At 66.0% G+C, this 24,278-nt stretch carries 27 protein-coding genes, 1 tRNA gene and 2 pseudogenes; 7 read left to right on the top strand and 23 right to left on the bottom strand.

What is annotated here, in order from left to right:
* Positions 1 to 32: 32 nt before the first annotated feature.
* The 4 genes and pseudogenes from VSX79_RS04815 to VSX79_RS04800 all read right to left on the bottom strand — a co-directional run bounded on the left by VSX79_RS04815 (position 33) and on the right by VSX79_RS04800 (position 3,554).
* Positions 33 to 695: a DUF6445 family protein gene (locus VSX79_RS04815; protein WP_326914588.1), complete on the bottom strand. Its 663-nt coding sequence runs from the start codon at positions 693 to 695 to the stop codon at positions 33 to 35.
* Between the two features lie 5 nt (positions 696 to 700).
* Positions 701 to 2,014: an RNA polymerase sigma factor gene (locus VSX79_RS04810; RefSeq protein ID WP_218844656.1), complete on the bottom strand. Its 1,314-nt coding sequence runs from the start codon at positions 2,012 to 2,014 to the stop codon at positions 701 to 703.
* Positions 2,015 to 2,092: 78 nt separating this feature from the next.
* A pseudogene (locus VSX79_RS04805) lies at positions 2,093 to 2,452 on the bottom strand (YciI family protein); the annotation flags it as partial.
* Positions 2,453 to 2,540: 88 nt separating this feature from the next.
* Complete coding sequence (locus tag VSX79_RS04800; protein ID WP_179499223.1) at positions 2,541 to 3,554, bottom strand: GlxA family transcriptional regulator; 1,014 nt, start codon at positions 3,552 to 3,554, stop codon at positions 2,541 to 2,543.
* 126 nt (positions 3,555 to 3,680) lie between these two features.
* Between VSX79_RS04800 and VSX79_RS04795 the strand changes: the two genes are divergently transcribed.
* Together VSX79_RS04795 and VSX79_RS04790 are read left to right on the top strand one after the other, a co-directional pair.
* Positions 3,681 to 4,508 (top strand): alpha/beta fold hydrolase, encoded by an 828-nt coding sequence (locus VSX79_RS04795; RefSeq protein ID WP_179499222.1) that lies wholly within the window; start codon positions 3,681 to 3,683, stop codon positions 4,506 to 4,508.
* A 54-nt stretch (positions 4,509 to 4,562) separates the two neighbouring features.
* Positions 4,563 to 5,057, top strand: coding sequence for a hypothetical protein (locus tag VSX79_RS04790; RefSeq protein WP_326914587.1), 495 nt, complete (start codon positions 4,563 to 4,565; stop codon positions 5,055 to 5,057).
* A gap of 48 nt (positions 5,058 to 5,105) precedes the next feature.
* Here the strand turns inward: VSX79_RS04790 and VSX79_RS04785 are convergent, their stop codons facing one another.
* The 3 genes from VSX79_RS04785 to VSX79_RS04775 all read right to left on the bottom strand — a co-directional run bounded on the left by VSX79_RS04785 (position 5,106) and on the right by VSX79_RS04775 (position 7,193).
* Complete coding sequence (locus VSX79_RS04785; RefSeq protein ID WP_326914586.1) at positions 5,106 to 5,882, bottom strand: CPBP family intramembrane glutamic endopeptidase; 777 nt, start codon at positions 5,880 to 5,882, stop codon at positions 5,106 to 5,108.
* Between the two features lie 81 nt (positions 5,883 to 5,963).
* The gene (locus tag VSX79_RS04780) at positions 5,964 to 6,422 is read right to left on the bottom strand and encodes a hypothetical protein (RefSeq protein ID WP_326914585.1); all 459 of its coding nucleotides are present in this window, start codon (positions 6,420 to 6,422) and stop codon (positions 5,964 to 5,966) included.
* A gap of 51 nt (positions 6,423 to 6,473) precedes the next feature.
* Positions 6,474 to 7,193, bottom strand: a complete 720-nt coding sequence (locus tag VSX79_RS04775; protein WP_326914584.1) for a helix-turn-helix domain-containing protein — start codon at positions 7,191 to 7,193, stop codon at positions 6,474 to 6,476.
* 92 nt (positions 7,194 to 7,285) lie between these two features.
* Here VSX79_RS04775 and VSX79_RS04770 point away from each other — a divergent pair, with 92 nt between their 5' ends.
* Together VSX79_RS04770 and VSX79_RS04765 are read left to right on the top strand one after the other, a co-directional pair.
* The gene (locus VSX79_RS04770) at positions 7,286 to 7,705 is read left to right on the top strand and encodes a VOC family protein (RefSeq protein ID WP_326914583.1); all 420 of its coding nucleotides are present in this window, start codon (positions 7,286 to 7,288) and stop codon (positions 7,703 to 7,705) included.
* Between the two features lie 65 nt (positions 7,706 to 7,770).
* On the top strand, positions 7,771 to 8,742 hold the full coding sequence (locus VSX79_RS04765) for an NAD(P)H-dependent flavin oxidoreductase (RefSeq protein ID WP_326914582.1): 972 nt from the start codon (positions 7,771 to 7,773) through the stop codon (positions 8,740 to 8,742).
* 67 nt (positions 8,743 to 8,809) lie between these two features.
* On the opposite strand, the gene VSX79_RS04760 is transcribed toward VSX79_RS04765, so the two are convergent.
* From VSX79_RS04760 to VSX79_RS04700, 13 genes are all read right to left on the bottom strand, one after another.
* Positions 8,810 to 9,289 (bottom strand): AHH domain-containing protein, encoded by a 480-nt coding sequence (locus tag VSX79_RS04760; RefSeq protein WP_179499217.1) that lies wholly within the window; start codon positions 9,287 to 9,289, stop codon positions 8,810 to 8,812.
* Complete coding sequence (locus tag VSX79_RS04755) at positions 9,286 to 10,119, bottom strand: hypothetical protein (RefSeq protein ID WP_326914581.1); 834 nt, start codon at positions 10,117 to 10,119, stop codon at positions 9,286 to 9,288. Before VSX79_RS04755 ends, VSX79_RS04760 begins: the two co-directional genes overlap by 4 nt.
* A gap of 112 nt (positions 10,120 to 10,231) precedes the next feature.
* Positions 10,232 to 12,193 (bottom strand): potassium transporter Kup, encoded by a 1,962-nt coding sequence (locus tag VSX79_RS04750; protein ID WP_179499215.1) that lies wholly within the window; start codon positions 12,191 to 12,193, stop codon positions 10,232 to 10,234.
* 39 nt (positions 12,194 to 12,232) lie between these two features.
* Positions 12,233 to 12,901 carry a tetratricopeptide repeat protein gene (locus VSX79_RS04745; protein ID WP_326914580.1) on the bottom strand — a complete coding sequence of 223 codons (669 nt, stop codon included), beginning with the start codon at positions 12,899 to 12,901 and terminating at the stop codon, positions 12,233 to 12,235.
* Positions 12,898 to 13,323: a cytochrome c-type biogenesis protein gene (locus VSX79_RS04740; protein WP_407697275.1), complete on the bottom strand. Its 426-nt coding sequence runs from the start codon at positions 13,321 to 13,323 to the stop codon at positions 12,898 to 12,900. Before VSX79_RS04740 ends, VSX79_RS04745 begins: the two co-directional genes overlap by 4 nt.
* Positions 13,324 to 13,325: 2 nt before the next feature.
* Positions 13,326 to 13,856 carry a DsbE family thiol:disulfide interchange protein gene (locus tag VSX79_RS04735; RefSeq protein WP_326914578.1) on the bottom strand — a complete coding sequence of 177 codons (531 nt, stop codon included), beginning with the start codon at positions 13,854 to 13,856 and terminating at the stop codon, positions 13,326 to 13,328.
* A complete protein-coding gene (locus VSX79_RS04730; RefSeq protein ID WP_326914577.1) occupies positions 13,853 to 15,823 on the bottom strand; it encodes a heme lyase CcmF/NrfE family subunit in 1,971 nt (656 codons plus the stop codon). Before VSX79_RS04730 ends, VSX79_RS04735 begins: the two co-directional genes overlap by 4 nt.
* 133 nt (positions 15,824 to 15,956) lie before the next feature.
* Positions 15,957 to 16,412, bottom strand: a complete 456-nt coding sequence (gene ccmE / locus VSX79_RS04725) for a cytochrome c maturation protein CcmE (RefSeq protein WP_326914576.1) — start codon at positions 16,410 to 16,412, stop codon at positions 15,957 to 15,959.
* On the bottom strand, positions 16,409 to 16,564 hold the full coding sequence (locus VSX79_RS04720) for a hypothetical protein (RefSeq protein ID WP_179499209.1): 156 nt from the start codon (positions 16,562 to 16,564) through the stop codon (positions 16,409 to 16,411). Before VSX79_RS04720 ends, ccmE begins: the two co-directional genes overlap by 4 nt.
* 2 nt (positions 16,565 to 16,566) lie before the next feature.
* Positions 16,567 to 17,301: a heme ABC transporter permease CcmC gene (ccmC, locus tag VSX79_RS04715; protein ID WP_326914575.1), complete on the bottom strand. Its 735-nt coding sequence runs from the start codon at positions 17,299 to 17,301 to the stop codon at positions 16,567 to 16,569.
* Between the two features lie 95 nt (positions 17,302 to 17,396).
* Positions 17,397 to 17,750 (bottom strand): YbaN family protein, encoded by a 354-nt coding sequence (locus VSX79_RS04710; protein WP_179499207.1) that lies wholly within the window; start codon positions 17,748 to 17,750, stop codon positions 17,397 to 17,399.
* Between the two features lie 173 nt (positions 17,751 to 17,923).
* Entirely contained in the window at positions 17,924 to 18,976 is a 1,053-nt protein-coding gene (locus VSX79_RS04705; protein WP_179499206.1) for a Glu/Leu/Phe/Val family dehydrogenase, read from the bottom strand.
* A gap of 97 nt (positions 18,977 to 19,073) precedes the next feature.
* Positions 19,074 to 19,150 (bottom strand) — tRNA-His (locus tag VSX79_RS04700).
* A 103-nt stretch (positions 19,151 to 19,253) separates the two neighbouring features.
* Between VSX79_RS04700 and VSX79_RS04695 the strand changes: the two genes are divergently transcribed.
* The gene (locus tag VSX79_RS04695; protein ID WP_179499205.1) at positions 19,254 to 19,934 is read left to right on the top strand and encodes a prolyl hydroxylase family protein; all 681 of its coding nucleotides are present in this window, start codon (positions 19,254 to 19,256) and stop codon (positions 19,932 to 19,934) included.
* 75 nt (positions 19,935 to 20,009) lie between these two features.
* On the opposite strand, the gene VSX79_RS04690 is transcribed toward VSX79_RS04695, so the two are convergent.
* The gene (locus tag VSX79_RS04690; RefSeq protein ID WP_179499204.1) at positions 20,010 to 20,753 is read right to left on the bottom strand and encodes an SIMPL domain-containing protein; all 744 of its coding nucleotides are present in this window, start codon (positions 20,751 to 20,753) and stop codon (positions 20,010 to 20,012) included.
* Between the two features lie 134 nt (positions 20,754 to 20,887).
* Here VSX79_RS04690 and VSX79_RS04685 point away from each other — a divergent pair, with 134 nt between their 5' ends.
* Positions 20,888 to 22,663, top strand: a complete 1,776-nt coding sequence (locus tag VSX79_RS04685) for an ABC-F family ATP-binding cassette domain-containing protein (protein WP_326914574.1) — start codon at positions 20,888 to 20,890, stop codon at positions 22,661 to 22,663.
* Between the two features lie 57 nt (positions 22,664 to 22,720).
* On the opposite strand, the gene VSX79_RS04680 is transcribed toward VSX79_RS04685, so the two are convergent.
* Positions 22,721 to 23,098 carry a hypothetical protein gene (locus tag VSX79_RS04680; RefSeq protein WP_326914573.1) on the bottom strand — a complete coding sequence of 126 codons (378 nt, stop codon included), beginning with the start codon at positions 23,096 to 23,098 and terminating at the stop codon, positions 22,721 to 22,723.
* A gap of 57 nt (positions 23,099 to 23,155) precedes the next feature.
* Positions 23,156 to 23,478, bottom strand: a pseudogene (locus tag VSX79_RS04675) (DUF6456 domain-containing protein).
* 223 nt (positions 23,479 to 23,701) lie between these two features.
* Between VSX79_RS04675 and VSX79_RS04670 the strand changes: the two are divergent.
* Entirely contained in the window at positions 23,702 to 24,262 is a 561-nt protein-coding gene (locus tag VSX79_RS04670) for a helix-turn-helix domain-containing protein (protein ID WP_326914572.1), read from the top strand.
* The last annotated feature ends 16 nt before the right edge of the window (positions 24,263 to 24,278 follow it).

Genomic DNA, 24,278 nt, shown 5'->3' with positions numbered 1-24,278 from the left:
AAGGACCGTTGGAAATTTGCGACAGGCGCCGATCAGCCGATCGACAGGAAGGCAGTCACCGTCAGCCGCCCCTCGATCGGATCGGGAGAAAGCGTGGTGGCCGCCGAAATTGCCCCGCTGTGAATGTTCCAGCTGCGATAAAGCAATGCGCGATTATAGCGCGCATGCTCGATATGGACAGATTCGAACAGCGACGTGTCGCCCAGCATATAGGCCGGCGGCGGAACCCCGCCATGGCGCATCGCCAGTTCGAGGTGGTGAAAGAACAGCTCGCGCCGTGCCTCGTCGATCCTCTCGAACCCCGTCGCCCGGTGACGGAAGAATGCGGTGCCATCGCCGCCTTGTGGCGACAGATAATGGACGAGCGCGATACGGTCCGCGGTGAAGGCATCGACATGCGGCAGACGCTGCGGGATCGTCAGCTCGTCGGGCGGGGTCGACACGATCGAAAAACTCGCATCGACGACGCTGACCGGGCCGGTGCGACCAAAGGCCTGGGCCGCCGCGGCGGCGATAAGCGGAAGCTGCGTCGCGAGATAGGTTTCGGGAAGGTCGGCGCGCACGCCCGGAAAATGGTTGCGCGCCGGGGTGAATTCGGCCGTCGCCGCGAAGCTTCGCAAGGCGTTGGGGTCGGGCGCGAAATCATCGAGCACGACCAGCGGCTGCGCCTCGGTGCCGATCGTTTCGATACGCATCGCGGTCATCCGCCGCATGCCGCCGCGCGGCCCAACAGGAAATCGCGCTCGCGCTCATTGCCCGTCAGTGCCGCCGCCGCCTCGAACGCCGCCCTGGCCTCACGGTGCCGTCCGGCGCGAAACAGAAAATCGCCGCGCGCGGCGGGAAGCGGGGCATAGTTGCGCAGCATCGCCGCGTCGGCGATTTCATCGACCAGCCGCAACCCCGCCTCGGGGCCGAAGGCCATGCTGTGCGCGACCGCGCGGTTCAGCTCGACCACCGGCGACGGCATCACCTGCCCCAGCCGGTCATAGAGGCCCGCAATGCGCCGCCAGTCGGTCGCCTCCGCGGTGCGCGCCCGCGCGTGGCATGCCGCGAGCGCCGCCTGAAGTGCATAGGGGCCATCCGAACCGCCCAATGCCTCAGCCCGATCAAGCGCATTCAGCCCGCGACGGATCAGCAGCTGGTCCCAGCGCGCGCGATTCTGTTCGGTCAGCGGGACGAAGCGCCCGTCGGGCCCGGAACGCGCGGCCAATCGCGACGCCTGAATTTCCATCAGTGCGAGCAGGCCGAGCACCTCGGGCTGTTCGGGCATCAATCCGGCGAGGATGCGCCCCAGCCGCTGCGCCTCGGCGCAGAGCGGCCGCCGGACAAGCGACGCCCCCGTGGTGGCGGCATAGCCTTCGTTGAAGATCAGATAGACGATCTCGAGCACCGATGGCAGCCGGGCGTTGAGTTCGGCGCCGCGCGGCACTTCAAAAGCGACCCCCGCCTTGCCGATCGCCTTCTTAGCCCGCGTGATCCGCGCCGCGATCGCGGCCTCGTTCGACAGGAACGCCCGCGCGATCTCCTCGACCGTCAGCCCGCCGACCAGCCGCAGCGTCAGCGCGGCACGCGCCTCGGACGTAATCACCGGATGGCACGCCGCGAAAATCAGCCCGAGCAGTTCGTCGCCCAGCGGATCGTCGAGCGCCGCCTCGAGGGCCTCGGCGCTCATGTCGTATTTCGCGTCGAGTTCGCGAGCGATTTGGGCATGTTTCCGCTCCCGCATCGACCGGTGCCGCGCGCCGTCGATCAACCGCCGTTTCGCCGCGGCGGTCAGCCAGGCGCCCGGATTATCGGGCACCCCGCCCTTCGGCCATTCGGTCAGCGCGATCAGCAGCGCCTCCTGCGCCAGTTCCTCGGCGCGGTCGAGGTCGCGCGTCATCCGTGCGAGCGCGCCGATCAGCCGTGCGCGCTCGATCCGGAATACCGCCTCGATCGCCCTGTGGGTGGGGTCCGCCGCCATCCGCGCCTTGTCCGCGAAAGCGGGCGCCAAGGCAAGGCGGGCGGCGGACATGGCAGCTTATTCGCCGGCCAGCCTGTCGCGCAGCCCCTGTTCGTGCGCCGCGATTTCGGGCGTCACCGCATCGCCGAAATCTTCCATTTCATAAAAGGGACGGATCTCCAGATCGCTCGGCCCGCGCATCGGATTGGGGCAACGCTTCGCCCAGGCGACCGCTTCGTCCATGTCCTTGACTTCCCAGATCCAGTAACCCGCGACCAGCTCGCGCGCTTCGGCGAAGGGGCCGTCGATCACCGTGCGGTTCGCGCCGTCGAAGTGGATCCGCTTGCCGAACGACGAGGGCTTCAGCCCGTCGCCCGCGACCATCACCCCGGCATTGACCAGTTCCTCGTTGAACTTGCCCATCGCCTCGAACATTTCGGTCATTTCCTCGGTCGGGGGCAGACCCTGTTCGCTGTCGTCGGTCGCTTTCACAAAAACCATCACACGCATTTTCCGTCTCCTTTTGTCGGGCCAACAGCGGCTCCTATCCAGACGACGAACGAGCCATCGTCAAATCGACACGAGCCGGAAAAAAATTTCAGGCGACCTCCGCCAGCGACTGCGGCGTCGAAAAACGCTGCCGATATTCGTGCGGCGACAGGCCGATCAGGCGGTGGAACAATTTGCGGAAGGCCGCCGCATCCTCATACCCCACGCTCCACGCGATCTGGTCGACCGTGCGCCGCGTGAACTCCAGCAGCTCGCGCGCCTTGCCGACGCGCAGGTGCTGGACATATTCGACCGGGGTCATTCCCGTCGCGGCCTTGAAGCGCCGCTGGAAGGTGCGCTCCTCCATCCCCGCCTCGCGCGCCATATCGGCGACAGCGACCGCCCCGGCCCCGCGCGCCTGCAACCAGTGCTGCACCTTCAAAATCGCCTCGTCGCCATGGGTCAGCTTGGGCGCGAAGCTCGCGTAATTCTTCTGTTCGCGCCCCGACGGATCGATCAGCAGAAAGCGCGCCGTCTCCATCATCACCGTCGGCCCGAGCAATCGCTCGACGATACGCAGCCCCAGGTCGGTCCACGCCATCAGCCCGCCCGCGGTGACGATATCGCCATCGTCGATCACCATCCGGTCGGCCTCCAGCCGCACGTCGGGAAAGCGGCTCCGGAACTCCTCGGCAAAAAACCAGTGCGTCGTCGCCGGCCGGCCGCTCAGCAACCCCGTCGCGGCGAGCGCGAAGGCGCCGCCGCAATTCGACGCCAGCACCGCGCCATGCGCGTGCCGGTCGAGCAGCCAGCGCGCATAGGGTTCGACCTCGCCCGGTTCGAGCAGCTTGTGCAGGCTCCCCGGCGCGATCAGCACCGCGGGCGAATTGCCCGGCGGCTCGTCGGGATGGCTGTCGTAAAAGCGCGCAAAACCCCCGCCATTCTGCAAGCGCCAGTGGCTGGCACGGATCGGCGACCGCCCATGATCGACCGCGAAGCGCCCTGCGACGTCGAACAGGTCGGTGATGCCGTGCACCATGCCCATCTGGCAGTCGGGATAGGTCATCATCCCGACCTCGATCAGCGGCACATTCGCGGCGTCGGGCACCTTCAATCTCGGCATATCGGCTCCTTTGTCGGAATCGGACCGCATAATGTCGTATCCGCCAATCCCGCGCAAGCGCGTCCAAGCCTATCTCCTGTTTCATCGGGACGGACACCCCGCCCTCCAGACTGAAAGGCAAATATCATGACCACCATCACCACCAAGGACGGCACCAACATCTTCTTCAAGGACTGGGGTCCGAAGGACGGACAGCCGATCGTCTTCTCGCATGGCTGGCCGCTGTCGTCTGACGCCTGGGACGCGCAGATGGTCTTCTTCGCAAGCCAGGGCTTTCGCACCATCGCCCACGACCGCCGCAGCCACGGCCGTTCGGACCAGGTCTGGGACAATAACAATATGGACCAGTATGCCGACGACCTTGCCGAACTGATCGAACAGCTCGACCTGAAAGACGTCATCCTCGTCGGCCACTCGACCGGCGGCGGCGAAGTCACCCGCTATATCGGCCGCCACGGCACCGCCCGCGTCGCCAAGGTCGCGCTGATCGGCGCAGTCCCCCCGCTGATGCTCAAGACCGAAGCCAATCCCGACGGCCTGCCGCTCGACGTCTTCGACGGCATCCGCAAGGGCACGTTCGACAACCGCCCGCAATTCTTCAAGGATCTGACGATCCCCTTCTACGGCTATAACCGCGACGGCGCGGCGGTTTCGGAAGCGGTGCGCGACGAATTCGTGCGGCAGGGCATGAACGGCGGCCTCAAGGGCCTGCTCGACAGCATTCGAGCCTTTTCGGAAAGCGACTTCAACGAGGATTTGAAGAAGTTCGACAAGCCGACCCTCGTCCTCCACGGCGACGACGACCAGATCGTGCCGATCGGCGCCGCGGCGCTCTCGACCGTCAAGATCGTCAAGCAGGCTGTGCTCAAGGTCTATGAAGGCGGCAGCCACGGCCTCACCGTCACCGAGCAGGACCGCTTCAACGCCGACCTCCTCGACTTCATCAACAGCTGATCGACCCGGCGGGCGGCGGCGATGCCGTCGCCCGCTCAACAAGAGAGTAAGACCATGATCCTCGGCCTCACCATATCGCAGTTCACCGCCCTGCACGTCGCGATCAGCCTGATCGGCATCGGTGCGGGCCTCATCGCCCTCCCCGCCTTCGCGCGCGGGCGCCTCCTCCGCCGCACCACCGACATCTTCCTCTGGGCGACGCTGCTGACCAGCCTTACCGGCTTCCTGTTCCCGATCGTCGCCTTCACCCCGGCGCTCGGCGTGGGCATCCTCTCGACGCTGATCCTCGTCGCGAGCTTTGCCGCCTATTACGGCCGCAAGCTCGCGGGGCGCGCCGCGACGGTCTATGCGGTGAGCGCGACCGCCGCGCTCTACCTCAACCTCTTCGTGCTCGTGGTGCAGTCCTTCCTGAAAGTGCCCGCACTGAACGCGCTCGCCCCGAACGGCACCGAACCGCCGTTTGCCGCCGCGCAGGGTGCGCTCCTCCTCGCCGCGATCCTCTTCGGATATGTCGCGGTCAAGGCCAGCCGGCGGCCGATCGCCGCCTGACCTGCCTGACGACGATGCAAGGGCGGCCAACGGCCGCCCTATCGCGCGTCAGGCCCACAGCGCGTTGAGCGCGATCACGATTGCGACCTCGGTGAAATTGCCCAGCCCGTGCGCGACGATCGGGGCGAGCAGGCTGCGCGACCGCTCCATCAGCCAGACATAGATGAGGCCCCAGACAAAGGCGTAAATCTGCTGCGCCATCGCCTGATAGAAGGGATCGACGGTAAAGGATTTCCAGTGCGCCAGCCCGAACATCAGCGCGACCAGATAGGCCGCGACCGGCAGGTCGAGCGCCCCGATCCGCAGCCGCCCCGGCACCAGCACGACGAGCATCCCGACAAGCAGCCCCCGAAAGATCGTCTCCTCCGCCAGCCCCGTCGTGATCATGCCGAGCAGATAGCCCGCCGAATCGAGCGGCGCCTTCGAATAGCTCAGGTTCGGCGCTGTCTGCGCCGCAAGCGCGGGCCAATAGTCGGCAACGAGCATCACCAGCCCCATGCCGATGCCGATCGCTATCGCGATCCCGACGTAGCTCGCGCCCGGCGGCCAGCGCAGATGCGGGTCGGCGGCGGGCAGCACCCGGCGCATGACGAGGATGGCGGCGAGCCCGAGCAGCGCCTGGAACGCGATCGCTGTCAGCAGAAAGGCCGAGATATAGCCGTCCCAAAGCGGCGCCCCGGCAAAATAAAGTTCACGCGCCGCGATGCGCCCGAGTTCGAGGATGGCCTGCATCAGCACCGCGGCGACCAGGATCGGCCACAGGCGAAAGCGAAAACCGGAAAGCGCCACAAACGGGCGCGGCGAAGCAGGGGAGAGACTTGTCATGCGACCCGCCTAGCGCGCGGGTTCGGCCCGCTTCTTGAACAAATGTGACCTTTGACGGGTTTCGGCCGAAGGCGGTCGTTCCTAGCGGGCGCTCGACCAGGTTACGCGATCGGTGGCAGGGTCATATCGCGCAATGGCGGAATCCCTCTGATTTTCAGGAGTGAGAATGACCTCCCGAGAAGTGGCACGCCCCATTTGCGTGAGAAACCGTTCGAGCAATTCACCGTCAGCAGCAGAACGAACCTCTTGTGGATCAAGATCAAATTCCACTTCGTCTGCCCCGAAGAAATGGCAGTTCAGACCCATTGTTCCCAGCCGATATGTTGCCAAGAATCCGTGGAATGGCCGGCGCTCGAATATCTCTTGCAGATCGCTCGGTGGATCGGTTCGATCGCCATCGATCCAGAATTCCAGCAAATCCGGATCGGCTGTCAACAGTGACCACACATTCGCCCACACCGGGAGTGATGCATTAAGAATGTAGATATCCCGTAATCCACCGTCGGGCTCGAAATCCTGCGCGATACTTGACCATCCCATCGCCCCTGCATGCAACTTTCCAGTATCGGGTGCAATGTCCGCTTCCCACCCCTAAACTGTCATCCGGGCCAACCGCCACCACCGTGGCGGCATCCCGGTCAGCCTCGTCACCGCCCGCGTCATATGCGCCTGGTCGGCATAGCCCGCCTCCACCGCGATCCCGGCAAGATTCTCGTCGCTCGCAACGATCATCCGCCAGGCCCGCTTCGCCTGGCAGTCGGCGCGATAGGCGGCGGGCGACACGCCATAGAGTTTCTCGAAGCTGCGCGACACATGCTCGCGCGACCGGCCGCGCACCGCAGCCCATTGGCCGATCCGCGGCGATGCCGATGCCCGCAGCGCGACGGACAACTGGTCGGGCAAATCATCCTCTTCGACCGCCGCTACGGACGCGAGCCCGTCGAGCAATGCCGCGACCGCCTCGACCGGATCGCGTTCGGCCAGCCGGACGATCCGGTCGGGATCGGCGATCTGCGCATGGGCCGGCCAGTCGCGGCCATCGAACGGCAGCGGCAGATCGAGCACCGCCGTCCGCTTCGCCGAGATCCGGTCGCGGTGTGCCGAAAAGGGGCCGTGGAGTAGCACTTCGCCTTCGCGCACGGCGATACGCCCGGCATCGCCGGCTTCCTCATAGCCACCCGCCAGCACGACCGTAGCATAGGGTTCGCGATGACGATGACGCGCTATGTCGGCCGCGGCGGGCAACAGGCTGGGCTGGAGCAACTGCATCGCCCGACTTTGTCGCGCCCGGTCGGGGATCGCAACCGCCACCGGACCAACCTCCGTCACCGGTCGATGGACAGCCGCTCCATGCATCAATTACAAACCTTCATCCGAGCATGGAATTTCGAGGAGCGACCGCCGTGGATACACCCCCCTTTACCCTTCGCACGATCGACCATGTGGTCCTTCGCGTCGTCGATCTCGACCGCATGGCCCGCTTTTACCAGGATGTTCTCGGCTGCACCGACGAGCGCACGCAGGCCGAAATCGGCCTCTATCAATTGCGCGCGGGCGCTTCGCTGATCGACCTCGTGACCGTCGACGGCAAACTGGGCGCGATGGGCGGCGCGGCGCCGGGTACCGAAGGCCGCAACCTCGACCATTTCGCGATCGCGATCACCCCGTTCGACGAACCGGCCATCCGCGCCCATCTTGCCCGCCATGATATCGCGATCGAGCAGGCGGGGCCCCGCTACGGCGCCGAAGGCGAAGGGCCGTCGATCTACATCCGCGACCCCGAAGGCAATATCGTCGAGCTCAAGGGCCCCGCCTTCGACTGAACATCTTGCGCAGCCTTCCGTTTACGTTAAGGTCAGTTGCATAAAGCAACCGGAGAGTTTGATTCATGGCCCTTCCCCCGATTTTCGACCGTCTTCGCCTGCCCGTCATCGGCTCGCCGCTGTTCATCGTATCGGGCCCCGAGCTCGTCATCGCGCAGTGCAAGGCGGGCGTCGTCGGCAGTTTCCCGGCACTCAACGCGCGGCCGCAGTCGCTGCTCGACGAATGGCTGCACCGGATCACCGAGGAACTGGCGGCGTGGGACCGCGACAATCCCGACCGGCTTTCGGCGCCCTATGCGGTCAACCAGATCGTCCATAAATCGAACGACCGGCTCGAGGCGGACATCGCGACCTGCGCCAAGTGGAAGGTGCCGATCACGATCACCTCATTGGGCGCGCGCGAGGAACTCAACCAGGCCGTGCACGGCTGGGGCGGCATCACGCTGCACGATGTCATCGACGACCGCTTCGCGCGCAAGGCGGTCGAAAAGGGCGCCGACGGCCTGATCCCCGTCGCGGCGGGCGCCGGCGGCCACGCCGGTCGCCAGTCGCCCTTCGCGCTCGTTCAGGAGATCCGCGAATGGTTCGATGGCCCCGTCGCCCTGTCGGGCGCGATCGGCCACGGTCGCTCGGTGCTCGCCGCGCAGGCGTGCGGCGCCGACCTCGCCTATATCGGCAGCGCCTTCATCGCGACGTCCGAAGCCAATGCCGAGGATGGTTACAAGAACGGCATCGTCGAAGGCCGCGCCGCCGACATCGTCTATTCGAACCTGTTCACCGGCGTCCACGGCAATTATCTGCGCCAGTCGATCGTTTCGGCGGGGATGGATCCCGACAATCTGCCCGAGGGTGATTTGAAGACGATGAACTTCGGCTCGGGCGGCAACACCAAGGCAAAGGCGTGGAAGGATATCTGGGGCTCGGGCCAGGGCATCGGCCCGGTCACCGCGGTCCGGCCGGTCGCCGAATTCGTCGCCGAACTCGAGGAACAATATCTCGCCGCCCGCCGCGAACTCGAAGCGAAGGTGCGGCTTTAAACCCGCGCTGCCAGGCCGTTGGCCAATGCCGGCTTTGGGTGGGTAGTTCGAAACTCCACACCATCCTTCACTCGCCGAACAGCTTGTCGATTGCCTCGTCGAGATAGGGGCGGTCGACGAACAGCCGCATCGGATCGCGCCGGTTAAGCCAGAAGCCCGCACCATGCCGGTCGGTCAGCGCGCGGCGCGTGGTGTCCTGGAGCAGGCGCAGGCGCATTACCGCCACTCGCCGCGCGATCCGCATATCGACGGCGGCCTGCGCCGCGAAATGCGCGCGGATGCGCTCGACCCGGGCGGTGACGACATCGCTGTAGCCCCGGTGCGGCCCGCGATGCAGCGCGTGACCCAGCGAAAGCGCGGCGGGTTCCGATGCCGGCAGCATCAATCCGTTGCGCGCGAAATGCTGGAGCGCGAAGCCCTCGGCATGGAGCTGGTCGAACATAGCCCCCATCTGCGGTCGGTGCAGCAAGGCGATCGGGATCAGGTGATGGCGCTGGAAACCGGTTCGCGGCGGCGGCGCGCCCTGCCAACCGCCGCGCCGCGTCAATCGCCGCGACCGAATTCGACGACGACGGTCGGCTGGCGGTTTCCGGTTACCGGTCCCGGCGTCAATCCGATCCATTCGCCGGCCGCGAGGCCGCGCGTCGTGCGCGCGCCCAGAACCGGGCCGTTGAGCATCATGTCGAGCGCCAACCGCGACAGGCGCCGGACCATTTCGGCGACCGTCCAGCCCTTCGGGACAAGCGCTTCCAGCTCCTGCCCCGCGAAAAGCGTCAGCCCGCGCGTCCGCATGATCGCAGCTTCGCCGGTGTCGCTGCGGCGAAACGCAATCAGGTGCAGCACCGGCGGCATCCCGCTCGCCAGCATTTCGGCGATCGCGGTGCGAAACTGCTGGGCGTCGGACCACAGCCTGGCGGGTGACCAGAAAAGATGGCTCGCATCGAACAGGTCGATGAGCAGAACCATCATCTTGAAAAATTCGCGCATCCGCGAAGCCTGGCCGGGAGAATGCCCGGTTTCGCCGCCGCCTTCGGGTATGAACAGCCAGCATCGGCCGCTGTCGCGCCAGTCGCGCGGCAGGCTGGCGGCGAGCAGGCTGGTCGACGGATCGGCAGGATCGGCGAGATCGAGCGCCCTGTCATCCGCCCGGCCCGCCAATATCGATATGGAACCGAAGGTCAGGCGAAATCGTGGCGGTGCGATCTGCGCGGCCATGTCGGAATCGTGGTCCGGCACGCGCTCGGGCCGAAGTCCCATGTGGCGGAGCGCCCTTTCCAGCACGTCGTCCGGCCCACCCTGCATCGCGGCGCCGACGATCAGCGCAAAGGGTTCCGGGGGAACGGGCAGGATCAAAGCGTCACGATTGCCGGCATCCATAGCGGGTCGATCTTTGTGGGTCCCCGCTAGATTGCAAGACTGGCCCCGATGTTCAAACGCTTATTCGAATATGTCCGAAAGTTAACCTTGCCCGACGCCTCGCCTAGCCGCGTCAGATGGCGACCTGGCTTCCCAGCTCGACGACGCGATTGGTTGGCAGGCGGAAATATTCCATCGCGCTTTCCGAATTGCGCAGCATCCATGCGAAGAGTTTCTCGCGCCAGATCGGCATCCCCGGCTTGCTCGCGGCGATCAAGGTCTGCCGCGACAGGAAAAAGCTGGTTTCCAGCATCTTGAATTCGCCGCCGCAACTGGTGACGCGTTTGAGCGCGTCGGGAACATCGACGGGCTGCATAAAGCCATAATTCAGAATCAGCCGGTGGAACCCCTGTCCCAGATCCTCTAGCGCGCAGTGATTTTCCTCGCGCACGAACGGCACGTCGGCGATCTTGATCGTCAGCAGGATGATCCGCTGGTGCAGCACCTTGTTGTGCTTGAGGTTGTGGAGCAGCGCATGCGGCACGCCGTCGCTGCTCGACGTCATGAACACCGCGGTGCCCGGCACCCGCGTCGCGCTGTTCGCGGCCGACTTTACGAACACCGGGATCGGCATCGCGCCTTCGGCCATTTCCTGCTGCATCAGCTTGCGCCCGCGCGACCAGGTCGTCAGCATGGTAAAGATCGTCAGCCCGATCGCGAGCGGCACCCAGCCGCCGTCGGGTACCTTGATCAGGTTGGCGCCGAAATAGGCGATGTCGACGATGAAAAAGACCGCCAGCACCGGCAGCGCCTTCCAGGCCGGCCATTTCCACAGCGTGAAAAGCACGACGCTGAGCAGGCAGGTGTCGATGAACATCGCTCCCGTCACGGCGATGCCATAGGCCGCGGCAAGGTTGCTCGACGACCCGAAGAAAAGGACGAGGATGATGACCATCACCATCAGCCCCCAGTTGACCACCGGAATATAGATCTGCCCCGCCGCCGACGCGCTGGTATGCTCGACGCGCAGGCGCGGCATGAAACCAAGCTGGATCGCCTGCTGGGTCAGCGAAAAGGCGCCCGAAATCACCGCCTGGCTCGCGATGATCGTCGCCAGCAGCGCAAGGATGACGACCGGCACTTCAAGATATTGCGGCATCATCTGGAAAAACGGATCGGAAATCAGATCGGCGCGCGGCCCCGCTTCGGCGGCAAGGACCATCGCCCCCTGCCCCATATAGTTGAGCATCAGCGCGGGCAGGACGAAGGCCAGCCAGCTCAGTCCAATCGGCCCGCGCCCGAAATGCCCCATGTCGGCATAGAGCGCCTCGGCGCCCGTCACCGCGAGCACCACCGCGCCCAGCGCGATAAAGGCGGTAAACCCATCGACATAGAAAAAGCGCAGCGCGTTCAACGGATTGATCGTCTCGACGATGATCCACGGATTTTCGGCTATGTGCATGACGCCCAGCCCGGCCAGCGTCAGGAAATAGAGCAGCATGATCGGCCCGAACAGCGCGCCGACCTTGGCCGTTCCGCGCGACTGGATCGCGAACAGCCCGATCAGGATCGCAAGCGCAATCGGCACGATATAGGGAGCGAACCCCGGGTTGATATAGCGCAGCCCCTCGGTCGCCGAGAGCACCGACATCGCCGGGGTGATCATGCTGTCGCCATAGAAAAGCGCGGTTGCGAATACGCCGAGCAGGATGATCGGCCAGGTCCAGCGCTTTTCGCCCGACGACCGGCTGATCAGCGCGAGCAGCGCCAGGCTGCCCCCCTCGCCCTTGTTGTCGGCCTTCATGATCGTCAGCACATATTTGAAGGTGACGACGAGCATCATCGACCAGAAGACAAGGCTGAGCACGCCATAGATGTGCAGCCGGTCGGGCTCGATCGGGTGATGGCCGGCAAAGGTTTCGCGGAACGCGTAAAGCGGACTCGTCCCGATGTCGCCGAACACGACGCCGACCGCACCGACGGCGAGCTTCAGCTTGCCGTCGCCCTGATGGCCGTGGCCATAATGGCCGGTGTTGGCGGCAGTGGGGGCGACGCCCGAAGCGCCGCCGGCCGCCTGTTGCGACTCAGCAGTCATCGCGCGCCTTTAGACGAGCCGGCGCTTCAGGAATAGGTTTCAATTTGGGACGCCCCCGGGCGATACATCGGCCGCTTCACCCGGCAACCGCGGCCCCAGCGCCTGCCGTATCTGCGCCAGCCGCATTTCGAGATCGGGTCGCCACGGCGCATCGGCCGGGCTGCGCGCGAGAAGCTCGCTCCATACGGCCTCGGCGCCCTTCAGGTCGCCGCCCTGCGCCAGCGCCAGCCCCGCGAAGAAGGGCGGTGCAGGATGCGACGGATCGCGCTTTGCCGCTTCGTCGAACGCCAGCGCCGCCGCCGGCGACATCATCCCTCCGCCGTGCGACGCGAGCGCATTGCCAAGCCCGACCCACAGGTCGACATTGTCGGGATATTTTTCGAGCCCCTTCTCCAGAGTCTTTGCCGCAAGCTCGGTCTTGCCCGTACGCGCGAAACCGTCGGACATGCCGAGCCACTGCGCCGCGGGGCCGAAACGTTCGGCCATCCCCTGCCGCTGGTCGGTCAGCGCCTCGCCAAAGCCTTCGGGTTCCTCGGGCGCCGCGACCGGCTTGCCCGGCAGCGACGGGCTGCCCTGCAACGCATAACCCGCGAGCCCGAGCATCACCGCCGCCCCGGCGAGCGGCCGCGCCGCCGCGGGCAGCTTGCCGAGCCACAAAATCCCGCCGATCGTCGCCGCCGCGGAAAGGAGGACCCACAGCCAGATCATGCGATATCGTCCCCGTCGCTCGCGCCGCGCCGGAACCGGCCGAACGCCAGCCATCCGCCCACCGCGAGGAACAGCAGCGGCCCCAGCCACAGGAGCGCCGTCGCCCCGTCGAAGGGCGGATCATAGCTTACCCAATTGCCATAGCGCGCGACGAGCCAGGCCTTGATCGCGTCGGGGCTCTCGCCCGCCGCGATCTTGCTGCGCACCTCGTGCCGCATGTCGCCCGCGAGCGGTGCGTCCGAATCGGCGATCGACTGCCCCTGACAGACGAGGCAGCGCAGTTCCTCCATCAACGCCTTGGCGCGCGCCTCCTTGGCCGGATCGTTGAGCTGCTGATAGGCATAGGGCGCCGGCGGCAAACGGTCCTGCGCCGCCAGCGGCAGCGTGAACGCGCCAAGCAGGCAGAACAGGATCAGCCGCAACCTCACTTCATCGCCTCGATCTTGGTGACGATTTCGGGCACTTGATCCGCCAGGATCACGCCCTGGATCTGCTCGCGGATGATGCCCTTGCCATCGATCAGGAAGGTTTCGGGCACGCCCGAGGATCCCAGCGCGATCTGCACGCTGCTTTGCATGTCGGACCCGATGCGGTCGAACGGATTGCCATATTCATTGAGGAACATCGCGACATCATCGGGCCGGTCGCGGATCGCGATGCCGTCGATCGGGACCCCGGCGGCTTTCAGCGCCTCGAGCTGCGGCGCCTCGGCGCGGCACGGGATGCACCAGCTCGCGAACACATTGACCAGCCGCGGCTTGCCGTCGGCGAGCTGGCTGCTCTTCAGCCCCTCGACCCCGGCGGTCGCGGGCGGCAGGTCGAACAAGGGCATCGGCTTGTCGATCCACTGCGACTGGATCAGCGTCTCGGCGGGCGTCGTCAGCCGATAGATGAAGGCACCGAACAACAGCCCCATGACCGCCAATGGCACAAAAAGGACCCAGCGATTCTTCATGGCGCAAAACGCTCCTGTGACTTGCGGTGGCGGCGCGAGCGCCAGATGGCGAGCAACTGCGCGCGGCCGAGCAAAGACAGCGTCGCGCCGATCGCGATCAGCGCGCCGCCGAGCCAGATCCACCACACCAAAGGTTTCCACCACAGGCGGATCTGGTAGCGGTCGGCGCGGCCCTCATCGCTCGTCACCGGCTGGCCGAGCACCGCATAAAGCTGTCCGCCAGGCCGCGTGAGCAGCGCCGCTTCGTTCGTCTCGGTCGGCGCGGTGCCCATCAACCCCGGAAATGTCCGCGCCTCAGGACGCATCGTGAAGCGGCTTCCCGACGCGGTGGTCGCAACCAGCGTGCCCTCGATCGCGGTATAATTGGGCCCCGCGACGGGCTTCACCCCGGCGAACTTCACCGAAAAATCGCCGATCCGGATGTCGTCGCCGGGCGCCGCCGCGACCAGCCGCTCCTTGATGAAGGCGCTTTCGGCGCCCATGCCCGCAAGGCAGACCGCGACGCCGAAATGCGCGACGACCATGCCCCAGGTCGGCAGCGGCGTGCGGCGGAGGTTGCGTCCCCACAAGGGCGCGAGGCTCGCGACCGCGACGACGCCCGCGACCGTCATGCCGAGCAGCGGCAATATGCCGACCTTGCCGCCGAACAGCACGAGCCCGAACAGCACCGCCGCCCCTGCGAACACCGCCAGCGGCAGCCGCGACCACAGCCGCTTCCCGTCGTCCTTGCGCCAGCTCAGGAGCGGTCCCGCCACCATGACGAGGCAGAGGATCAGCGCGAGCGGCCCCGCAACCTTGTTGTAATAGGGCGGCCCGACCGAAATCTTCTCGCCCATCGCCTCGGCGACGATCGGATAGAGCGTCCCCAAAAGCACGAGCGCGAGGATCGTCGTGAGCAGCAGGTTGTTGATGACGAGCGAGCCTTCGCGGCTCAGCAGCGCGAATTTCTTGCCTTCGGCGACGCTGCCGGCGCGCAGCGCGAACAGGGTCAGCGCGCCGCCGATATAGATCGCCATCAGGACGAGCAGGAATGTCCCGCGCTCGGGATCGACGGCAAAGCTGTGAACGCTCGTCAGCAGCCCCGACCGCACGATGAAGGTCCCGACCATCGACATCGAAAAGCCGATCACCGCCAGCATCACCGTCCACGCGCGCAGCGCGTTGCGCGTCGCGGTCACCGCGACCGAATGGAGCAACGCCGCACCGGCAAGCCAGGGCACGAGCGACACATTCTCGACCGGGTCCCAGAACCACCAGCCACCCCAGCCGAGCTCATAATAGGCCCAGTAGCTGCCCGCCGTGATCCCCAGCGTGAGGAAAATCCAGCTGCCGAGCACCCATGGCCGCATCGCGCGCGCGAAGGCCGGGCCGATTTCGCGCGTGATCAGTGCGCCCACGGCAAAGCTGAACGCCACCGACAACCCGACATAGCCGACGTAAAGCGTCGGCGGGTGGAAGGCGAGCCCGATGTCCTGCAGCAGCGGATTCAAACCCTGCCCGTCGGGCGGCGCGACCGGCAAGCGCTTGAACGGGTTCGACGAAAAAAGCAGGAAAGCGAAGAAGCCGAGGCTCAGCGCGGCCTGTGCCGCGAGCGTCGCAACCAGCGTATCCTCGCGCAGCCGTTTCTCGAAAATCGCGATCAGTCCGCCCGACAGCGACAGGATCATCAGCCACAGCAGCATCGACCCTTCGTGATTGCCCCACGTTCCCGCGACCTTGAAGATCATCGGCTTCAGGCTGTTGCTGTTGCGCGCGACCAGTTCGACCGACATGTCCGATCGCACGAACAGCGCGATCAGCAGGCCAAACGCCGCTGCGGTCAGCACGCCCTGCGCAACGCTCGCCGGGCGCACCAGCGCCGCCAGATCCTTCGGCCCGCCGCGCAGGAACAATATCCCCGCGACGAGCGACAGGCACGCAAGCGCCGCGGCGATCCACAACAGGGCCAGGCCGAGCTCGGCGATCATCGGGCGAAGCCCTTACACCACAGGCCGTCATTGCGAGGAGCGAAGCGACGAAGCAAACTCCAGCTATCGGCACGAAGGATCGCGAGCTGGAGATTGCTTCGCTCCGCTCGCAATGACGGAAATGCAGTGAAGCTCATGGCCACGCCGTCGCCTTCACATTTTTCGGCGCCTTCATATTCTTCGGCATCTCACCCATCTGCGGCGGCATATAACGCTCGTCATGCTTCGCAAGGATGCGGTCCGCCACAAAAGTCCCGTCGGCGCGCATCCGGCCGTCGGCGACCATGCCGCTCTCCTCGCCGAACAGGTCGGGGACGATGCCCTTATATTCGACCGGCACCGTCGCCTTGCCGTCGGTCGCGACGAAGCGGATCGTGAGGCCATCCGACTGCCGTGCGATGCTGCCCTTGGCGACCATGCCGCCCAGCCGCATCGCTTCGCCGACCGCGGCCTTGCCGCCCGCGACTTCCGCGGGCGTGCGAAAATAGGCCGCCTCGTCGCGCAGCGCGCTCGCCGCAAGCACGCCCGCGCCGGCAATGCCGCCCAGCGCGACCAGCGCCAGGGCCAGCCGTTGATGCTTGGCTTTCACTTGCGATCCTTTCGCAGCGCGTCGCTGCGCTTTTCGGCCTTTTTCATCGCGCGCCAGTTCGTCCACAGCACCGCGCCGGTCAGCACCGCCGTCAGCCCATAGGCCGCGGCGACGAACGCCCATTGACCGCCCCCGCTGATCACCCCCGTCACGTTCAGACCCCCTCGTCGTCGGCCAGTCGCCGCAGCCGCGCCGCGACGCGGTTGTCGGCGATTATCCGCCGCATCCGCATCAACACCAGGGCGCCGAATAACAGCGAAAAGCCGAACAGGGTCAAGCCCAGCGGCCACAGCAAGGCGCCGTCGATGCTCGAACCGCGCAGCGTGATGCTCGGCCCCTGATGCAGGCTGTTCCACCAGACGACGCTGCGGTTGATGATCGGAATGTTGATCGCGCCGACCAGCGCATAGATCGCCGCGCCGCGCGACAGCGAGCCGCCCTGCCTTTGCCCGTCGTCGCCGCTCGTCAGCGCCATGAATCCGGCATAGAGGAACAGCAGCACGAGCATCGACGTCATCCGCCCGTCCCATTCCCACCAGGTCCCCCAGGTCGGGCGGCCCCAGATCGATCCGGTCGCCAGGCACAGCGCGGTGAACAGCATCCCCGGCACCGCGATCGCGCGCGCCGCGATACCCGACAGCGGGTGCCGCCACACGAGCTGCACCAGCCCGGCGATCGCCAGCGACGTCCAGCCGCCCATGCCGAGCCACGCCGAGGGAACATGGACGTAAAGGATGCGCGCGGTCTCGCCCTGCTTGTAATCGCCGGGGACCATCGCCAGCCCCGCCCACGCGCCAGCGAGCACAAGCAACAGCCCGACGCCGAGCAGCCACGGCGTCAGCGGCTTGGCGATCGCCAGGAAACGGGTCGGATTGGCATAGGCGTGCATCGGTTTCGCGTCGTCCTTAGGCGAGCCGCGCAGGCCGGTCCAGCAATTTGCCCCGCGCGCTCGACGCACCGCTGTCACAGCGGCGCGCAGCAAAGTCACCCCTCAGGCCGCGTCCAGATCCAGCTTCCCGTCACGACGGCGGCCACCACCGGCAGCATCACCCACGGCCAGGGCGACAGGATCGCGGCAAGGACGATGCTGACAGCGAACGCGGCGGTGGCGGCGATCTTGCCCTTGCGGCTGATCGCGCCCTTCTCGCGCCACGCGACGATATGATGTCCGAAATGCGGGTGGTTCAGCAGCCAGTTTTCAAGCCGCGGCGACGAACGCGCGAAACAAAAGGCGGCGAGGATGACGAACGGCACCGTCGGCAGCAACGGCAGGAAGGCGCCGATCGCGCCGAGACCCAGCGAAGCCCAGCCTGCGACCAGATAGAAATGCCGTTTCATCAGGCGCTGGCTTAGCGGAATTGGCGGAGCGCGCCAGCCCTGCCGCGAGCGCATGACCGCTCTGGATTGCTTCGTCGCTTCGCTCCTCGCGATGACGAAACTTTGCGAATCTCCGTCATTGCGAGCGAAGCGAAGCAATCCAGCGCGTCCCAGCGGCCAGTCCGATCTTCGAGCTAACCCCGCCCGATCAGCTTCTGCGCCATGCGGTCGGCGACGACCGACGCGGGGGTGCCGCTCGTCTTGCTCTCGGCCCAGATTTCGGCGAGGCGGCCGGGGATCTGGTGGATGCGGCTTTCGACTTCTTCGCGGTTACCCTGTCCCAGATATTCGAGCGCGACGTTGATGATGCCGCCCGCGTTGATCACATAATCGGGCGCAAAGACGATCCCGCGGTCGTGGACGCGCTGGCCGTCGAGCGCGGTCGCCAGCTGGTTGTTCGCGCCGCCCGCAACGATCGGCACGCGCAGCTTTGCGATGCTCGCCTCGGTCAGGATCGCGCCGAGCGCATTGGGGCTCAGCACATCGGCCTCGACCTCCATGATCGCCGCCGAATCGGCAAGATCGGCGCCCAGTTCCTCGGCGAGCGCCTTCGCGCGCGCCAGATTGACGTCGGCGAGGGTCAGCTTGGCGCCCTCGGCCGCGAGCCGCCGCGCGACGCCGCCGCCGACGCTGCCGACGCCCTGGATCGCGATGCGGACATCCTTCGCACTGTCGGTGTTCAGGCCCTCACGGATCGCCGCCTTGATGCCCAGATAGACGCCCAGCGCGGTGAACGGCCCCGGATCGCCGCCGGCATCCGCGCCGCTCACCACCGGCAGTCCGCTGACATGCTTCGTATGTTTGGCGATTTCGACCATGTCGGCGTCGTTGATCCCGACGTCCTCGGCGGTCACATAGGCGCCGCCCAGCGACTCGACCGCGCGGCCGAACGCCGCGAGCAGTTCGGGGGTCTTCGCGGCGCCCTCGTCGGCCAGGATCACGCCCTTGCCGCCGCCCATCGGCAGCCCCGCCATCGCATTTTTATAGCTCATCCCGCGCGACAGGCGCAGCGCGTCGGTGATTGCGGCGGCGCGCTGCGGATAATGCCAGTAGCGCACACCGCCCGCGCCCGGCCCGAGGTGCGTCGAATGGACGGCGATGACCGCGGTCAGCCCGCTGGCACGATCGCGGAACATGTGGACATGCTCATGATCGTCGAAATCGGCGAAATCCCAGACAGCAGACATGCGCGGCTCCTCGCATTAGAAAATTACGTCAAAACGCAATAATCCAATAAGGGCGGAGAGTCACCCCAAATCCCGCATATGCGCAACGATCAAGTAATGGGGCGACCAACGGGGCTCGAACCCGCGACCTCCGGTACCACAAACCGGCGCTCTAACCAACTGAGCTATGGTCGCCACACGCCGCGCGAAACCGCCTGCGACAGCGCGCGGCGATAGGCGCGCCCTCCCCCTTCGTCAAGCATTGTTCGCACGCGCGCAAGCCACTAAAAGCCGCCTCATGGCTGGCAAGGATCACGTCGACTTGGCGACATCGGGCGCCGACCGCACCGCGCAGCGGCTCGCCGCCGTTCCCGGCATCCGCCGCGCGCCGACGCCAAAGCTGCAACAGTTCATGCTGTCACGCTTCCTCGACTCCGAAACCTGCGCCGCGCTGATCGCGCAGATCGACCGCGACGTGCGGCCTTCGACGATCGCCGACCCGAACGGCGACGAGGCGTTTCGTACCAGCACGACGTGCGACCTCGACCACCGCGACCCGCTGGTGATCGGCGTGAACGACCGGCTCCACGACCTCACCGGCATCCCGCGCGAATATGGCGAGCCGATGCAGGGCCAGCGTTACGACGTCGGGCAGGAATTCAAGGCGCACACCGACTATTTCGACCCGCACGGCGCCGACTGGGAAACCTATTGCGCGATCCCGGGCCAGCGAAGCTGGACGCTGATGATCTATCTCAACGAGCCGGCGGCGGGCGGCGCGACGCGCTTCCTCGCCACCGGCAAGATGCACCAGCCCGAGGTTGGCAAGCTGCTCGCGTGGAACAACGTGCGCCCCGACGGCACCGCCAACCCCGACACGCTCCACCACGGGATGAAGGTGCGCAAGGGCCGCAAATATATCATCACCAAATGGTTCCGCGAACGGCCGTGGCCGTGGGCGGAGGGGGAAATGGGCTAACGGCCATCTCAAAACCCGTTCGTGTCGCGACACGAACGGAAATAGGGGTCGATTTGCACCGACCCCTCGTTAGAATTACCGCACCAGCCGATACTGGAAATTCAGCGTCAGCGTGTTCGCGACCTGCCCCGGCTCGACCGGCGTCGCCTTCGCCTCGGCTGCCATCAGCCCGCGCGCATAGGGCATCGGCGGCTGCGGCCCGCCAAAGCTGCCTTCGCTGATCGAGACCAGCTCGACCCCGCGAAAGCCGGCAAGCCGCGCATAATCCTGCGCCTTGGCCTCGGCCGATTTGATCGCCGCGCCGCGCGCGCCGACCAGCTGCGCGTCGGCGTCCTTCATCCCGAACCACGGCCCTTCGATATTGGTGCCGCCGGCGGCGACGAGCGCGTCGAGCAGCGGGCCGATATCGTCGATCTTGCCCGTGGTCGCACGCACCGTGTTGCTGACCTGATAGCCCAGAAAACGCGGCGGCTGGCTGTCGGTGCGGTTGTTATAGTCATATTGCGGCGACAGGTTGATGCCGCTTGTCTGGATGTCCTCGGCCTTGATCCCGCGCGCCTTGGCGGCGGCGATCAGCTTGTCCATCGCGGCGGCATTGGCGCGCATCGCCTCGACCGCGGTCGGCGCGGTTGTGGTGACACCGGCACCGACCGTCGCCTGGTCGGGGCGCGAGCGCACTTCTTCGCTGACCGAAAAGGTCAGGATCGGGCCCTGGGTCGTTGCTGCCGTCACCGTCGAACCTCCTTGCTGCGCGATTGCGGGCGTGGCGGCGATCAGCGCCAGTCCGGTTGCCATAGCGGTGAGCATTTGCTTCGTCATTTCATTCTCCTGTGAACCGGGCTTGCGGTCCATTGTTATCTCTGCCCCGTAACGCAGACGGAGCAGACCCGTTCCGGCCTTTGCGCGGACGGCGCTTGCATGATGCTGAACGCCGCAGTAGCGCGCCGTTCATCATGGCTGCTCCCATTCTCTCCTATGAAGGCCTCGGCCTCGTCCAAGGCAGCGGCTGGCTGTTCCAGGACCTCGACATCTATGTCGGCGAACGCGACCGGCTGGCGCTGATCGGCCGCAACGGCGCGGGCAAGACGACCTTGCTCAAACTGCTCGCCGGCCGCATCGATCCCGACAAGGGCAAGCGCGTGATCGTTCCCGGCACGCATGTCGTGATGCTCGAACAGGAACCCGATTTCCGCCCCTTCGCGACGCTGATGGATTTCGCGATTGCCGCGCCCAATGCGCCCGAGGAATATGAGGTCGCCGCGATCGCCGACCAGCTCGGCATCGACATGAGCCGCACCGCCGCCAGCGCCTCGGGCGGCGAGCGCCGCCGCGCCGCGCTGGCCCGCGCGCTCGCGCAAAACCCCGACGTGCTGCTGCTCGACGAACCGACCAACCACCTCGACCTCGCCGCGATCGACTGGCTCGAATCCTGGCTCGCGCGCTACACCGGCGCCTTCGTCGCGATCAGCCACGACCGCACCTTCCTCACCCGCCTCACGCGCCAGACTTTGTGGCTCGACCGCGGCAGCATCCGCCGCAAGGAAATCGGCTTCGGCGGCTTCGAGGAATGGAGCGACGCCGTCGCCGCCGAAGAAGCCCGCGCCGCGCAGCGCCTCGATTCGAAATTGCGGCTCGAGGCCCACTGGCTCGAACGCGGCGTCACCGCGCGCCGCAAGCGCAATCAGGGGCGGCTCGAGAAGCTCAAGGAAATGCGCGCCACCCGCGCCGCAATGATCGGGGGCCCCGGCGTCGCCAAGCTCGGCCTTGCCAACGACGACGTCCGCTCGAAGTCCGTCATCGTTGCCGAGGGTGTGTCGAAAAGCTTCGGCGACCGCACGATCATCAAGAATTTCGATTTCCGCGTTCAGCGCGGCGACCGCATCGGCATCGTCGGCGCGAACGGCGCGGGCAAGTCGACCCTGCTCAAGCTGCTCACCGGCGAGATCGAGCCCGACGAGGGCAGCATCACCCTCGCCCCGACGCTCGACGGCATCATCATCGACCAGCAGCGCAGCCTGATGTCGCCCGACAAGACCGTCCGCGACATCCTCGCCGACGGCGGCGACTGGGTCGAGGTGCGCGGCGTCAAAAAGCATATTCAGGGCTATCTCAAGGAATTCCTCTTCGACCCCGGCGTCATGGAAGCGAGCGTTGGCGCGCTGTCGGGCGGCGAACGATCGCGGCTGTTGCTCGCGCGCGAATTCGCCCGCGAATCGAACCTGCTCGTCCTCGACGAACCGACCAACGACCTTGACCTCGAAACGCTCGACCTGTTGCAGGAAGTGATCGCCGACTATGCCGGCACCGTGCTGCTCGTCAGCCACGACCGCGACTTCCTCGACCGCACCGTCACCGTGACGCTCGGCCTCGACGGATCGGGCAAGGTCGATATCGTGGCCGGGGGTTACGCCGATTGGGAAGCGAAGCGGGTCAAGCCGAACAGCGTCAAAGCCAAGGCCGCGACCGCCGCAGCCCCGCCGCCGCCAACCGCGCGCAAGAAATTGAGCTACAAGGATCAGCGCGACTACGACCTCCTGCCGAGCCGGATCGAGGCGATCGAAAAGGAAATGGCGGGGATCGAGAGCGAATTATCCGACGGCAGCCTCTTCACGCGCGACAACGCGCGATTTAGCGCACTGACGGCGAAACTCGAAACGCTGCGCGAGGAAAAGGCGGCGGCGGAAGACCGCTGGCTGGAACTGGCAGAAGAGGTCGAAGCGCTGGGATAATCGCCCCCCTACCGTCTACTTTGGGGTGGGAAGCGGAAGCTGGGACGGCCTCGCGACCTATCGGTTGCCAGCAATATTGTCGGGAGAGATTATTGCTTCCGCGAGATCACAGAACACAACCATCTTGTATTGCTCTTGAAACCCTTGATGCATGTTCCAGAACTCGTGGATGGCCTTCCGAAAGTCCATGCCGTGATGCAATATGAATGAACTGAGAGGCCCCATGCCGAACACGTCATCTACAGCGCTTACCCGCCGATCTTGAGAGATCGCCTTAAGGACTGCCCACCCCTTTGCAGGTGCATCTGACATCAAAGCGTCGAGGATCAACGAAAACTCGCTATCAATTGCCTCGCCCTTTTCGACCGCTTGGTTCGCAATTGCTTCCGTTATCCAACCGTCCGCGACATAGATGACTTGTGAACATTCCGCCATTTGTTGAGAATAGCGGAATTTGCGACGTCAGCAATCGGTCGCAACCCGCCATTCTCATCACCCCGTCCCGTAAAAGCGCGCCAGCCGGTCGAGCGCCAGCCCCAACACCAGCTTGCCCGACCGCGCCGGCCACCCCAGCCCTTTCTCTGCGCCGCCAATCCCCTCCCCCGCGCAAATCACGCGCCAGCAAATATCGGCCAGCCCCGGCCCCACCGCATCGAGCGCCGCGTGAAAGCGCCGGTGCGCGTCGCGCGGGCACCGCCCCGGCTCTTTCCGGGCGGCGCGGCGTCCCAGCGCATCGTCACGCGCGACGACAGGCCCGCGCGCTCGTAATCGGCGCGCAACCGCTCGCCCGCGCCCAGTTGCGCGGGGGTGAGCATCCCGCGTGACGCCAGCCAGCCGATCGGGCTTTCGCCGACATTCACCGTCACATGCCGCATCACCTGCGGCCCCGTCTTGCCGGGATCGATCCGGTCGTCGGGGTGGATGCGCGTTTCGAGGCGGCGTGCGGTCATGCGATTCTCCTTTGCTACACGCCGGGCTTGACACTGGATTATTTTGTAGGAAAGAAGAAACCGATTTGGTTATTCAAGGGTCGGCCATATGATCAACAGCATTCGTTCCGTCCGCCGTGCCAAGGGCCTGACGCTCGAGGAAGTCGGCCAGCGCTGCGTTCCGCCGACCACCGCGCAGACGATCGGCCGGCTCGAAACCGGCACGCGCACGCTGTCGCTCGGCTGGATGAACCGCATCGCCGCCGCGCTCGGCGTCGATGCCGCCGAACTCGTCCAGCTGCCGCAGGACACGCAGCTCACGATCACCGCGCTGCTCGGTGCCGAGGGCGCGCAGGCGCCGACACGCATCGAACAGGCGCTCACCGCGCGTCCGGGCGAGGATATGGTCGCGGTGCGCGTCACCTCGTCGATCGGCGACTATCGCGCGGGTGATGAAATCTGGTGCCGCCGGATCGAGGGCGACTGGGCCAGCGCGCTCAATCGCGACCTGCTCGTCCCTCGCCCCGCCGGCCGCTTCTTCTTTGCCCGCCTGCTCAACGTCGATGGCCAAAAGCTGCACCTGCTCCCGCTCGGCACCAGCCAGCGCCAGCAGGTCGTGAGCAACCCGCCTTGGGCCGCGGTCGCCGTCCGCTTGCTCCGGTCGCTGTAAACCCATGACCCACCAC

This window comes from Sphingopyxis chilensis (assembly GCF_035930445.1).
Taxonomy (GTDB): Bacteria; Pseudomonadota; Alphaproteobacteria; order Sphingomonadales; family Sphingomonadaceae; genus Sphingopyxis; species Sphingopyxis chilensis.
The sequence above is the reverse complement of the archived record's forward strand: the minus strand, read 5'-3'. Positions and strand labels throughout refer to the sequence as shown.